Genomic DNA, 14202 nt, shown 5'->3' with positions numbered 1-14202 from the left:
AGTCCACACCATTCCGGCCTAAAACCGCCTTCCCTTTTTCCAGCATACCGCCTGCAGCATCCACTACTCGTACCTGCACTTCTGCTACCCTGAATTCGTCTTTCGCAGTCACTATCACAGTTTCTTCTTCGAACCGGATATGCTGCACTTCAGGAGACTTATAAGCATCCTTTACCGCCATATTATAAGCATTCTGCCCGGGGCCTGCCAGCGACTTATAATAAGCCTTCAGTTCCGGATCTTCCAGGATCACCATGGCATAAGCCGCCGCGACCCGCATTTTATACCGCGCTTCCAGCTGCTTTTTTGTGGGCTTCTTCTTTGACGGGCCACGTTTTTTGGCCATAATAATCTGCCCGTTCCTTTCGTAAATCGTGATCTGATCGCCCAGCGAACCCCGGACGAGTTGAAGGAGAATATTGTCTTTAACAATAGCCATAAAATTTGTTTTTGGGATTACAAGATTAATATTAATAATCTCACCCAAACTATAGTGAAGCTTTAACACTAAATGAGTACTAATACGCCACTTAATCTACACCTCAATATCGAATCGATATAGAAATGTACTTTTAATGTACTTATGGTGCACTGATGGTAGTAAGAGTATGCTATCCTTTACCTAAGGATACTTATATGGCTGTTTTAATTGTGAATATTCAGCGTAGTGCCATTGAGGTTGTAGGAACGGTTAGTTGCAAAAAATGGAATGCTGCGTTGTGATATTTTATCATGAAATAACCCGGGGTTCAAATAGTGATAAACGTATCCAGATGTGGATATTGAGGGCCCTTCTTTTTGTTTTTATTAACATAATTTACCTATATTCAATTAAAATTATACACCCCGTCAATCAAAATCGCAAAATCGCCACTATATGAAGAACTGCTTTCTCAAAGCCAGTCTGTGCTGTATGCTGTTAGTACAGGTTTTTACAGTAGCATACGCCCAGCAAAAGACCATTACCGGCACCGTAACCAATAAGACTACCGGCGAACCCTTACCCGGTGTTTCTGTTAGTTTAAAAGGTTCTTTGTCGGGGACCATCACCGATGGCAGCGGCCATTATAAGTTCACCACGTCCCGATCGTTGCCGCTCACACTTATTTTCTCATCCGTAGGTTTCAAAAGCGAACAGATACAGGTCTCGAACGAAGAAAGTAATAACATACAGCTGAGCTCCACCGAAATCCTGGGTGAGGAAGTGGTAGTGGCTGCCAGCCGTGTTTCAGAATCTATCCTTACCTCTCCTGTATCTATCGAAAAGCTGAATGCTACCGCTATCCGGGAAACTGCTACCCCCAATTTCTACGACGCACTTCCCAACCTGAAAGGCGTAGAAACCAGTATGCAAAGCCTTACCTTCCGTACCGTAACTACCCGTGGTTTCAATACCAATGGAAACACCCGGTTTAACCAGCTGGTAGATGGTATGGACAACCAGGCACCTGGTCTCAACTTCTCTGTGGGAAACATTCTGGGACTCTCCGAACTGGATGTGGCTTCGGTAGAATTACTGCCTGGTGCATCTTCTGCCCTGTATGGTGCCGGGGGTATGAACGGTACCCTGCTCATGACCAGCAAAAGCCCTTTTGAATACCAGGGACTGAGCCTGCGCTTACAGGGTGGTATCAACCATGTGGGTAAACAACAACAACCTTATATAGGTTTTATCCCGGACGTGGCTGCCCGGTATGCAAAGGCTTTAGGCCGCTTTGCCTTTAAACTGAACGTGAGCTACCTGCAGGCGGATGACTGGCAGGCACTGGATTCTACCAACTATGACCGCCTGAATGGTAAAACCAAAGCCGGTTTCTCGCACGCCACCGATCCTAACTATGACGGGGTGAATGTGTACGGCGATGAAATCACCACTACCTATGGCTCCACCGCTGGTTACCTGAATGGAGTGGCTGTATCCCGCACAGGTTACCGGGAAAAAGACCTGGTAGACTACGGTACTAAAAGCTTAAAACTGAGTGGTGCCGTTCACTACCGCTTCACAGATAACCTGGAAGGTATCATCCAGGGAAACTGGGGTAAAGGTACCACGGTATATACCGGCTCCGACCGCTATTCGCTCCGCAATTTTGATATGGGACAGTATAAAGTGGAACTGAGAGGCAAACGCTTTTTTGTAAGAGCATATACCACCCAGGAACGTTCCGGCGAAGCCTACAACGCAACTGCACTGGGTACCCTGCTCAACGAAGCTTATAACCCAAGTGCTACCTACGATGCCAATGGCAATGTGACCGGTGGCTGGTTTGCAGAATATGCCACTGTATACAACCAGGCAAGACTAGGAGTATTTCCGGGTGCGCCGGGTGCAAAGACAGATGCAGAAGCACACGCCATTGCCCGCGCATATGCTGACCGAAACCGGTTAGTGCCCGGAACAGCTACATTCAACGAAGCGAAGAAGACAATTACCGGTCGTTATATCGGATTTGGTACTGACCGTAACGGTGCCAAATTCAATGATAAAACCAACCTGTATCACTACGAAGGATTCTATGACTTCACCGATCATGTGAAAGTACTGGAATTGCAGGCTGGTGCCAGTTTCCGTCATTACTCACTGAACTCTGACGGGACTATCTTTGACGATGCCAACGGCCGTATTGGCATCAATGAATACGGTGGCTTTGTACAGGTGGGTAAAAAACTGGTGAATGACAGGATTAAGCTGACAGGTTCTGTACGCTACGACAAGAATGAAAACTTTGATGGCCGGTTTACACCCCGCATCTCAGGTGTGTTTACAGTAGCGCCACAGCACAATATCCGTCTCTCTTTCCAGACAGCTTACCGCAATCCAACGAACCAGGACCAGTATATCGATCTGCCCATCCGTTCCCGTACAAGGCTGATTGGTGGCCTGCCTTCGCTGATTGCAAAGTATGACCTGTATAATACAAAAGGCTATACACAGGCAAGTGTACAACAATATGCCGCCACCGGCGATCCATCCAAACTGGAAGCGTATACCTTTGGCAAGTTCAGACCAGAAAGTGTGAGCTCTTACGAAGTTGGTTATAAGGGCCTGATCAATAACCGCCTGCTGATAGATGCATATTACTATTACAGCAGGTATAAAAATTTCCTCTCTTACCTGGTACTGATTCAGCCTACACAACCGCTGGCTACAGATCCTTCATTCAGCCGGGCAAATATCTTTGCAACTTATGTAAACAATCCTTCTGATGTGGTGACACAGGGTGGTGCACTGGGATTGGATTACCTGATTGGTAAATGGACCCTTACAGGTAATGTATCTTACAATGATATCACGAAAGATTCAAAGACATTGTCCAATTCATTTAATACACCTAAATATCGTTTCAATGTAGGTTTGTCAAATAGGAATGTGTATAAAAATGTTGGATTTAATGTAGTGTATCGCTGGCAGGATGCGTTCATGTGGAATAGCAGTTTTGTGCAGGGTGAGGTAGCGGCGTATGGTACACTGGATGCGCAGGTAAGTTATAGAATTCCAAAGGTGAATGCGACGATTAAGGTAGGTGGTTCGAATATTACGAATCATTATTACCAAACGTCGTTTGGGAATCCGAAGGCAGGGGGTATTTATTATATTTCTTTGCTTTTTGAAGATTTGCTGAAATAAAAACATGCAGGAAAGCGGGAATTCGCTAACGGGAGTGAAAGCCATTTTCAGAAAAAAACAAAAGGCTTAAAATAGGCGACGCCCTGGGACCAGTTGGCCCAGGGCGTCTTTTGTTGTAACCCTCATCGGCCATGGAGGCCGTGAAGCATCTTTTATACATTGAAGCGGAAATGCATTACATCTCCATCTGCCACGATATACTCTTTACCTTCAATTCTCAGGCGGCCGTTATCTCTTGCTGCCGCTTCTGAACCAAATTTAACGAAGTCAGCATAGGCGATCACCTCTGCCTTGATGAATCCTTTTTCGAAATCCGTGTGGATCACGCTTGCTGCCTGTGGAGCTTTCCAGCCTTTGTGAATGGTCCATGCCCTTACTTCCTGTACACCTGCGGTAAAGTAGGTGATCAGTTCGAGCAAGCTGTAAGCAGAACGAATCAAGCGGTTCAGGCCGGGTTCAGTCAGGCTGTATTCAGAGAGGAACAGTTCCTTATCAGCAGGATCTTCCATTTCAGAGATCTGCGCTTCGATGGTATTATTCATTACGATTACCTGCGCGCCTTCAGCTTTTACGGCTTCCTGCAGTGCCTGTGAATATTTATTGCCGGTGTGCATGCTGGCCTCGTCTACATTGGCTACATACAATACTGGTTTTTCTGTGAGCAGGAACAGGTCTGCGATGGCAGTACGGTCTTCTTTGCTCAGCCCCAGTTCACGGATATTTTTACCTTTTTCCAGATGTTCCTGGCATTGTTTCAGAATTTCGTATTCTCTTTTAGCTTTCGGATCACCACCGGTTTTCGCCATTTTTTCAGTACGGGCGATTTTCTTTTCCACACTCTCCAGGTCTTTCAGCTGGAGTTCGGTATCGATAATTTCCTTGTCGCTGACAGGGTTGATGGCACCTTCTTCGCGGAGGATGTTGTCATCTTCGAAACAACGAATTACGTGCACAATGGCGTCTACCTCACGGATGTTGGCGAGAAACTTGTTTCCCAGACCTTCCCCTTTACTGGCACCTTTTACCAGGCCGGCGATGTCTACGAATTCAATGGTAGTAGGTACTACCCTGTTTGGCTTTACCAGTTCTTCCAGCTTGGTCAGCCTTTCGTCCGGTACATCCACCAGTCCTACGTTTGGTTCAATAGTACAAAAACGGTAGTTGCTAGCCTGCGCCTTTGCGCTGTTGCTCACCGCATTAAACAATGTCGATTTTCCCACATTCGGTAATCCAACAATTCCTGCTTGTAACGCCATTTTTTAAAAAATTTGCGCGAAGATAGTACTTTTTTAACTTAATTAATAAGTTTTGCCCTGCGGGCTCTTCTGGACAAAAGAAGGCATCTTGCAGCCGGGTGAAAAATTGATTACATTTACCGGATTACTTATATAACCAATCTAAATTCATGGCTTTAAACTACGTCTGGCTGGCTTTTTTCCTGGTTTCTTTTGTAGTGGCACTCTTTAAACTGATCGTTTTAGGAGATACCGCTGTGTTCTCTACCGTCATGACAGGCATGTTCGACAGTGCCAAAACGGGGGCAGAGATTTCCCTGGGTATGGCCGGGATTATGACCTTCTGGCTGGGTATTATGAAGGTGGGGGAAAAAGCAGGGATGATCGATCTTTTTGCCAAAGGCGTGACGCCATTCTTTTCAAAATTGTTTCCTTCCATTCCAAAGGGCGACCCAGCCATGGGGTCTATGCTGATGAATTTCAGTGCCAATGCACTGGGGCTGGATAATGCGGCTACTCCACTGGGCCTGAAGGCTATGAAGCAATTGCAGGAAATCAATAAAAGTGAGGATACCGCCAGTGATGCCCAGATTATGTTCCTGGTGCTCAATACTGCCGGGATTACCATCATTCCTACATCGGTGATTGCTATACGACTGGCTGCCCATGCTGCTAATCCGGCTGATATATTTATACCTACTTTGATTGGTACGCTTGTTTCTTTTATATCGGGTATGATTGCCGTAGCCATCTACCAGCGCCTGAACCTTTTTAAATTGCCGGTATTGGTATTTTTAGGCATTTTCGGGGGCTTACTGGCTATTTTATATTATGCTATGCACAACCTGCCGGCGGAGCAGATAGCTACTTATACGGGGTTAATTGGCGGGCTGGTGATCTTTTCTATTATTGCTTCTTTCCTCGCCCTGGGGTTTATTAAAAAGGTGAATGTTTATGATGTGTTTATTGAGGGTGCCAAGGAAGGGTTCCAGACTTCTGTGATGATTATTCCTTACCTCGTGGCTATGCTGGTGGGTATTAGTGCTTTTCGGAATACCGGTTGCCTGGATTATGTGACGAATGCGATTGGTAGTGTGGTGGCATGGCTGGGGATGAATACGGATTTTGTGCCGGTGCTGCCGGTGGGGATTATGAAGACTTTTAGTGGTTCGGCGGCGAGGGGCCTGATGGTGGAGGCGATTAATCATTATGGAGCGGATTCTTTTCAGGGGAAACTGGCGAGTGTGATACAGGGGTCTACGGAGACTACGTTTTATATATTGGCGGTTTATTTTGGATCGGTGAATATTAAGAAGACGAGGTATGCGCTGACTTGTGGGTTGATTGCGGATGTGGTGGGGTTGATAGGGGCGATTATAATAGGGTATATTTTCTTTTGGCATAAATAGGGGCATTTGCCTTCGGCAAAGATGTAAAAATAGAGAGAGGGTATCACCTGAAAAGAGGAAGGATACTTACCTGAAACAAGAAATATGCTATCCGAATACAGCAACGATACTTACCTAAAAACAAGAAAGATACTAACCAAAAACTTGAAACATACTACCTGAAAAAATATTTACTATCTTACCGGCACCACCACTTACGAAAAAACCTTATACATGCTTACTAAGAAAATCCACGAGGATTGGATCGCTGTCATCATAGCGTTCCTGACAATTGCCATTATCAGCTTCGGTCTCAAACCTTTTCCCGGAACCGCTCTCCTTACCAAAACCCTCTCGGGTTTCATATGGGTAGCTGCCAGCCTGTTCATCGCAAAAGTACTAAGCCGCAGCACTGCTGACTTTATAAAATTACTACCCGCATTAATAGTGGTCGTATTAATTACCCTCGTTGCCCAGATCGTTGCCAACACCGCGATCATGAAAAGCTACGGCATAGAAGTCGTACTCTTCAGCCTGATCCTTGGGTTAATCATCAGCAACACCATCGGCGTACCCGCCTGGTTAAAACCTGCCATTCAAACGGAGCTTTATATCAAAATAGGATTGGTATTATTAGGATGTACCGTCCTGTTCCAGGACATTGTAAAAGCCGGTGCACTTGGTATTATTCAATCCGTAGCCGTTGTATTTACCGTATGGTATTTTAGCTTCTGGATATGTAAAAAACTAGGTCTGGATGATGAATTCAGGATGATGATATCCAGCGCAGTCTCCATCTGTGGGGTATCTGCCGCCATCGCCACTGCAGGTGCGATTGAGGGAGACAACAAGAAACTCTCTCATGTTATTTCACTGGTATTGATTGTGGCCATTCCCATGATGCTCTTCATGCCATACATCGCAAAGTGGGCAGGCATGTCGCCTGCTGTAGCAGGCGCGTGGCTGGGTGGTACCATCGATACTTCCGGTGCAGTAGTGGCCGCCGGCACCATGCTGGGCGAAGAAGCCCTGAAATATGCCACACTGGTGAAGTTCTCACAGAATGTGTTGTTAGGCTTAGCTGCCTTCTTTATCTCTTTATACTGGTCTTATTCCAAAAAAGAGGCCGGTTACGAAAAGCCAACATTGAAAACCATCTGGGAGCGTTTTCCTAAATTCGTTTTAGGATTTATTCTCGCCTCCCTCCTCTTTTCCTTTGCTCTCAGTCCTACGCTGGTGGCCACCATCAAAGGTAGCATCAAAGAATTACAAACCTACTGGTTTGCCTTAGCCTTCACCTGCATAGGACTGGAAACAAAGTTCACTGACATCTTTAGTATGGAAAGAGGACGCCCGGCCATGGCTTTCATCATCGCACAGGTGTTCAATATTTTCTTTACACTCGGTATTGCCTACCTCGTGTTTGGTTAATCATATTTTTCCATCTTGTCATCAATGTATACATCCGCATCTTTTTTGATCTGCATTTTGATGTAGCACAACAGCTGTGATGCACCGGCCCGGAAGCATACTTCCTGTGCCTGCCGTACCACCGCCATTACTTCATCATACTTCCCTTCTATCACTGTTTCAAACGGGCATACCCGGTATTTGAGGCCAGAGTTGTGAATAACAGCTATGGCCTCATCTACTGTGGCATATACCTTATCAGCCGGTACTGTTGGCAAAATCTGTAAAGCTACGTTAATCGTGTGTTCCATTATTTTTTCCATTTTACTTCGTAAAGATCTTTTCTTATATCCTTCATGGTCTGCACACTGCCAAAGGCGTGCAACTCTTTTAACAATACCAGGTCAATATCTGCAATCACCACCATCTCTGTATTGGCGGTTGCATCTGCTTTTACACCCGTTACCGGAAAGGCAAAGTCAGACGGTGTGAGCACTGCACTCTGTGCATATTGCAGATCCATGTTATTTACCTTGGGCAGATTACCCACACAACCTGCCATCGCTACATAACATTCATTCTCGATAGCACGCGCCTGTGCACAGAACCGTACCCTGTTAAAGGCGTGCTGCGTATCGGTAAGGAAAGGTACAAAGAGAATCTGCATACCTTCTTCGGCCAATAAGCGCGATGGTTCCGGGAATTCCACATCATAGCAGATCTGTATACCAATCTTTCCACAATCTGTATCAAATACCCGCAGTTCGTTTCCACCTTTAATACCCCATGCATATACCTCGCTCGGGGTAGGATGAATCTTGACATAGTGGTCGAAGGTACCATCCCTGCGGCAGAGATAAGAAATATTATACAGGGCATCCTCTATCACAATGGGCATACTCCCCGTAATAATATTTACATTGTACGCCACCGCTTTGCCCACAAACCAGTTCCTGATCTCTTCGGTATATTTCGCCACTCCCCTGATCGCCTGCGCGGAATCCATCTGGTTGAATTCAGCCATCAGTGGGGCATTGAACAATTCAGGGAATACTACGAAGTCAGATCCGTAGTCGCTCACGGCATCTATAAAGTATTCTACCTGCTGCAGGAAACCATCCAGGCTGCCATAATCCCTCATCTGCCATTGCACCAACCCGATGCGAACAGTGGATTTATTATAACGAATGGTATCATTATCTTTTTCATAGTAGATATTATACCACTGCAATAGCGTGGCAAATCCCCTGCTGGCTTCATCATTCGGCAGGTAGTTCTTCAGTATTTTCTTTACTAAAAAGTCGTTGGAGAACTGGAAGGTGAGTGTAGGATCATAGATCTCCTTGTCCTTTACTTTCTCAATATACTCACGGGGCGTGAGCTGATCCGCATATTTTTCGTAATTCGGAATACGGCCGCCGGCTACAATACCTCGCAGGTTCAATCGCTCGCACAGGTTCTTACGGGCATCATAGAGGCGCCTGGCAAGTCGCTTACCCCTGAAATCGGGATGGACAAAGACTTCTATACCATATAAAACGTCTCCTTTAGGATTGTGCGTACTAAATGTATAATACCCTGTAATCTGCTCATAGGTGTGTTCATCCCCAAACTTTCCATAATCCACGATAATGGATAATGCACAGCCTACTACCTTTTCATTCACAGTAATGGCGATCTGCCCTTCCGGAAACACTTCTATCAGCCTGCGCAGTGTAGGCTCCCGCCAGTAACTGCCCGCCATATCCGGGTAGGCCTTCAACATAGATTCCTTTAAATCAATATAATCTTCTGCTGTCAATTGCCTTATTTCTACGGTTTCTGACATGGTCTCTCTATTTACAGGCAATTTAAGTAAAAAGGGCGTATCATTACGATACACCCTTTTTGCTGATTTTCGCATATTCCCCCGCCAGCTTGCGGGGTTTTCCTTAAGTATGAGAGAGAGACTATTGATTCAGGAGATCCTGTATGTATATTACCTTATTATTTTGTGTTTGTAAAAATGCTTTATTTGCCCTGCCAATGTGCAGGAATGCCTTCACCTGCCTGATAAAAAATGCAGGCAGGTAAAACAACGCGCTGACCACTTTCTTATCCGTACTCATCACTGCTACAATAACCAGGAAAGACAGGGGGAACAATACCATTGCCACTAACCAGCCCAGCATCCACAAGGGAGAGATCCAATAGTTCACCAGCGCAAAGAAGGCCGCACCGCTTACCTGCAGGAACAATGGCGGGCGCAGTAAATTGAACCCGAAAAATACGAGGTTAAAGCTGCCACGCTTCAGACCTGTCAGGAGCACATCCCAACCGTATTTAAAATATTTAAAGTAAGCATTGATCCAACGGGTACGTTGTGTTTCCAGTGCATCGCCGCTATCAATCTTTTCATCGTATACTTTCGCATCTTCTGCATAGGCCAGCTGTGGAATCAGTTTCACGATATCTGCCTGGATCTTCTTATCAAATCCACCCAGGAAATTGCGATAGATCACCTGCTTGTACAGGGCAGTTTCGATCGCAATACCCAGTCCCCATATATTGGCAGACAGGCCCATTTCCATGCGCATACGCCGGTCAATGAAGTTGCTGAAATAGTTGCCCGCTGCATCCAGTTGTGCATATACGTTGTCGTTGTTCTTCGCCAGCATATTGGTCTGTACGGCGCGGTAACCTTTATTGAAATACCCGTTCAGCACTTCGAGGTAATCAGGATGCAGGAGGTTGTCTGCATCCAGAATAATCATTACATCGTGGTCAGCGTCAAAGTGATTGATTGCATAGTCGATGGAACGGATCTTTGCATTCAGGGGTACTTCTGGCAGTAATACTTTCACCTGTGGGTCATCATTGTATCCGATGTTTGCATGCTCACATCCATCCGCTACCACATATACTTTGAAGTGGCGGTAGGTTTGCCTGAGTACTGAATCTACAAGGGGTGGAACCAGCTGCAGATTCTTATACGCTGTGATGATAACAGCAAAAGAATAATTTTGTCCCGGTGGTTGGGTATTTGTTTTCTTCTTTGCAAAGAGAAGGCCAAAAAATTTCTTTATGCCAAAAATCAGCAAAAGAAAGGTAGGCTGGAGCAGGTAGGCTGCCAGCAAAAGCTGTATAGCTGCAAAGCAGTAGAAGAGAATTGACCACATATTAATTCGCTTTTTCCCACACAGAAAAGAACCCTCCCGTAAAGCGGTAGGGCAATGCATCGGCGATTTTACAGTCCAGCCACTGTAATGCACGTACCTTTTTCGCTACAAATGAGAAGGGGAATACATCCTCAATAAAATTAGCTTTGCCAAAACGTACGATGCGAAAATGGTTTTGTGCAGACAAATTTTCCAGGTCCGATTTGTTGAAAAATTGCACATGATCCAGGTTATCTGCGGCAGACTGCACAGTCGTTCCTGTGTAGCCCAGCGCTTTTTTGACACTGACCACCATTCTCCATGGCCAGCTGTTTTTTTCACGCATTTTTAATACGGGGCGTGTCACAAACAATTCGCGGGGGCCGCTGCCATTGGGAACGGTGACAATGAGTACACCATCCTGTTTCAATGACTGGTACAGTACTTTCAGTAAGGAAGACGGATCCTGCAGGTGTTCCAGCACTTCGCTGCAAATGATGGCGTCGAAGGTATCGCCCTGGGCCACCAGTTTTTCTGCGCTGATCACGTCGAACCATACATTGGGCAATGTATTCAGGGCACGGGCACGGGCAATCGTTTGCCCGCTCACGTCAATACCCAGTACATTGAAACCCAGTTTGCCCAGGTGACGGCTGATCACACCATTGCCACAGCCTACATCCAGCACCCTGGCATCGGCCTTAGCCTTGCCCTGCAGTGCCTCACTGATAAAATCAAGCCGCTTTCTGTCAGCGATCCTGTCGTATTCATATGTAATTGTAGTAGTCATGATTCGTATCCGGTTAATTTTGATGATCAAGCACATCCCTGTACAGGTCTTCTACCTGCCGGGTCATGCCTTTTGCACAATAATGCTGATTCACGGTAGCAGCAGCTGCCTGCTGTAAGGATGTACGCAATGGCACATCGGTGTGTAAGGTGCTGATGGCCGTAGCCAGTGCTGCAGGGTCGCGCACAGGCACTACCAGCCCGTTTTGCCTGTCGGCTACAATTTCTTTGGAGCCATCTACTGCTGTTACGATCACGGCCTTTCGCATGGCCATGGCTTCCAGCAGCCCTATGGGCAGCCCTTCCCAGAGGGAGGGTAAACAATAAATATCTATTGCCTGTAACAATGCCGGCACGTCGCCGCGGAATGGCAGAAATACAATTTGACTGGCGATGCCTTGTGCTGCTGCCAGTGCAATCATCTCTGCTTTCATATCCCCCTCTCCTACCACCAGTAAGGTAATGTCGCGATGCTGCGCCAGTACCTGTTTAAAGGCGTGTATCAGGGTCAAAGGATCTTTTTGAATGGTAATACGGGCAATATACCCTATCACGGTATTTTGGGCTGGAATGCCCAATTCCTCACGGATGTTTTTCTTTACCAGGTCGGGATTGAATTTATCCAGGTCAATTCCGTTATTGATCACCGTAGAGCGAAAACTGTGGAAATGTTTCATTCCTGTTTCCCTGTTGGATGCAGAGACAGAAATGTTCGCTTTTGCACCGCTGGTGAGTAATCGCTCTGACCATACCCGCAACTGTTTTTGCAGAAATGGCTGATCATCGTGAAATGACCAGCCATGGATAGTATACAGCAAAGGTCGGCCACTCATGCGGGTAGGAATGAACAGGTTGCTGGCAGCACGGGAACCGTGTGCATGAACAATGTCAATCTGTTCGTCCTGAATCAGCGTTTTGACCCGTTTCCAGCAGGAAGGGTCAAATGCTTTCAGGGAAGGAATTACATAATGGCGTATCCCCATTTCCTGCAGGCGCGTGATCATAGGTCCATCTGTAAAAGACAGCACCACCGGCTCAAAGCGCTCTTTGTCCATGGCATCCACCAGGCTGAGAACGTGGGATTCCCCACCGCCTATCAGTCCCTGGCGGATGGCCTGTAATACCTTTATTTTAGGTGTGTTGTTCATTATGCTGGAACGCCTTCGGGCTGAGGTTGTTTTCTTTCCCAGCCCTGTGGCAGTTTTTCGTAAATCTCAATGTTTTCGAACTCCTTGCTCTTACGTGCACCTACTTCTTTGGCCCATGCTGCCATGCGGGCAATGCCGTCCTGCAGGGAAACGCCGCTGCCTTCGCCAAATACGCTGTGGGCCTTGGTGTGGTCAGAGTAAGCGTGCATAACTTCGTTACGTGCAGCCAGGTATTTGATATCCGGCGTTACACCAAAGCAGGCGCCTACTACCTTGGCCAGTTCATTCACTGTATAAGGCTTGTCGGCACCGATGTTGAATACTTCGTTGTAAGCTTCGGGAATGTTTACACTGTTTGCAATCGGAATAGCTACGTCGTCTATAAAGCTGAAAGCCCGGGTCTGTTCGCCATCGCCAAATATGGTGAGTGGCAAACCCTGCATAATCTGGTTCATGAAAATGCCGATCACGTTGCGGTATTTATCGCCGATGTTCTGGTTTTCACCATACACATTGTGCGGGCGGAATATAACGTAGTTCAGGCCAAACATTTCGTGTGCTGCCTTCAGGTCCAGCTCTACAGCGAACTTAGACACGCCATATGGATCTTCGGGCATTGGCACCATCTCTTCGCGCATAGGCAGCTGACCAGCACCATATACCGCGATGGAAGAGGTGAATACGAAACATTTTACTTTATGCTTGATAGACTCATTGATCAGGTTAATACTGCCAATGAGGTTGTTGTTATAATTGAAACGGCGGATGAAGTGGCTCAGCCCTTCAGCTGCATATGCCGCCAGGTGGTATACATATTGAAAACGGTATTCTTCGAAAAGACTGGTCACCAGCTGATCGTCAGATACAGAACCCTGAACGAATATTGCACCTGCAGGGATATGATCTTCGAAGCCTCCGCTGAGGTCATCCAGTACAACTACTTCATGTCCCATTGCCAGGCAATGTTTTACGACATGTGAACCGATAAAGCCGGCACCGCCGGTAACGAGTGATGTTATTTTAGACATAATTAAGTTTTTTTTATACAGGTGAATAACTTGATGTAGTGAGGTTCCAGAAGGTGCCTTTGACAAAAGACCGTAAATGTTTGAACTGTCCTTTCAGGGTGTAAGTGAGCACCGCCTTGGGAAACGTAAGGAAACCAAAAAAGCAGAGGAACGCAGCCAGCTGCAGTTTATTGGTATTCCTGCGCATATAGAGAATGCGGTTACGTGTATGGTAATACGCTTTGATAGCGCTTTCCTTACCCATGGTGATGGACTCCTTGTGGAAGATCAGTCCGTTTGCATTATAATAGATCTTGTAGCCGGCGCGCAGTATTCTGGCAGACCAGTCACTTTCTTCATAGTAGATAAAGAATTTGTCAGCAAAGCGGCCTACGTTGTCAATCACTTCACGTTTTACCATCATGGCAGCGCCATGTGCACACCAGGTAGGACCTGATAC

Annotated in this window: 12 protein-coding genes; 3 read left to right on the top strand and 9 right to left on the bottom strand. The window is 46.3% G+C overall.

Annotation, left to right across the window (positions count from 1 at the left end; translation table 11 throughout):
* On the bottom strand, positions 1–439 hold a 439-nt coding region (locus ABDW16_RS30575), incomplete at its 3' end, for a hypothetical protein (RefSeq protein WP_343675202.1).
* A 438-nt stretch (positions 440–877) separates the two neighbouring features.
* Between ABDW16_RS30575 and ABDW16_RS30570 the strand changes: the two genes are divergently transcribed.
* Positions 878–3628, top strand: a complete 2751-nt coding sequence (locus ABDW16_RS30570) for a TonB-dependent receptor (RefSeq protein ID WP_343675201.1) — start codon at positions 878–880, stop codon at positions 3626–3628.
* A 152-nt stretch (positions 3629–3780) separates the two neighbouring features.
* On the opposite strand, the gene ychF is transcribed toward ABDW16_RS30570, so the two are convergent.
* A complete protein-coding gene (gene ychF, locus ABDW16_RS30565) occupies positions 3781–4884 on the bottom strand; it encodes a redox-regulated ATPase YchF (RefSeq protein ID WP_343675199.1) in 1104 nt (367 codons plus the stop codon).
* A gap of 149 nt (positions 4885–5033) precedes the next feature.
* On the opposite strand from ychF, the gene ABDW16_RS30560 reads away from it, so the two are divergent.
* The gene (locus ABDW16_RS30560; protein ID WP_343675197.1) at positions 5034–6272 is read left to right on the top strand and encodes a nucleoside recognition domain-containing protein; all 1239 of its coding nucleotides are present in this window, start codon (positions 5034–5036) and stop codon (positions 6270–6272) included.
* A 213-nt stretch (positions 6273–6485) separates the two neighbouring features.
* Entirely contained in the window at positions 6486–7682 is a 1197-nt protein-coding gene (locus ABDW16_RS30555) for a putative sulfate exporter family transporter (protein WP_343675195.1), read from the top strand.
* Here the strand turns inward: ABDW16_RS30555 and ABDW16_RS30550 are convergent.
* The 7 genes from ABDW16_RS30550 to ABDW16_RS30520 form a co-directional block, all read right to left on the bottom strand.
* The gene (locus ABDW16_RS30550; protein WP_343675193.1) at positions 7679–7972 is read right to left on the bottom strand and encodes a thiamine-binding protein; all 294 of its coding nucleotides are present in this window, start codon (positions 7970–7972) and stop codon (positions 7679–7681) included. The genes ABDW16_RS30555 and ABDW16_RS30550 overlap by 4 nt on opposite strands.
* Positions 7972–9489, bottom strand: coding sequence for a bifunctional GNAT family N-acetyltransferase/carbon-nitrogen hydrolase family protein (locus ABDW16_RS30545; RefSeq protein ID WP_343675191.1), 1518 nt, complete (start codon positions 9487–9489; stop codon positions 7972–7974). Before ABDW16_RS30545 ends, ABDW16_RS30550 begins: the two co-directional genes overlap by 1 nt.
* A 121-nt stretch (positions 9490–9610) precedes the next feature.
* A complete protein-coding gene (locus ABDW16_RS30540) occupies positions 9611–10819 on the bottom strand; it encodes a glycosyltransferase (protein ID WP_343675189.1) in 1209 nt (402 codons plus the stop codon).
* A 1-nt stretch (position 10820) separates the two neighbouring features.
* A complete protein-coding gene (locus tag ABDW16_RS30535) occupies positions 10821–11588 on the bottom strand; it encodes a methyltransferase domain-containing protein (RefSeq protein WP_343675188.1) in 768 nt (255 codons plus the stop codon).
* Between the two features lie 13 nt (positions 11589–11601).
* Positions 11602–12735: a glycosyltransferase family 4 protein gene (locus ABDW16_RS30530; RefSeq protein ID WP_343675186.1), complete on the bottom strand. Its 1134-nt coding sequence runs from the start codon at positions 12733–12735 to the stop codon at positions 11602–11604.
* Positions 12735–13763, bottom strand: coding sequence for an NAD-dependent epimerase/dehydratase family protein (locus ABDW16_RS30525; protein ID WP_343675184.1), 1029 nt, complete (start codon positions 13761–13763; stop codon positions 12735–12737). Before ABDW16_RS30525 ends, ABDW16_RS30530 begins: the two co-directional genes overlap by 1 nt.
* A 13-nt stretch (positions 13764–13776) precedes the next feature.
* Positions 13777–14202, bottom strand: a 426-nt coding sequence (locus tag ABDW16_RS30520) for a glycosyltransferase family 2 protein (protein ID WP_343675182.1), incomplete at its 5' end; no start/stop codon positions are given.

Source organism: Chitinophaga sp., assembly GCF_039596135.1.
Classification (GTDB): domain Bacteria; phylum Bacteroidota; class Bacteroidia; order Chitinophagales; family Chitinophagaceae; genus Chitinophaga.
Note: the sequence above shows the minus strand (reverse complement) of the source record. Positions and strands in the feature narration are given on the sequence as shown.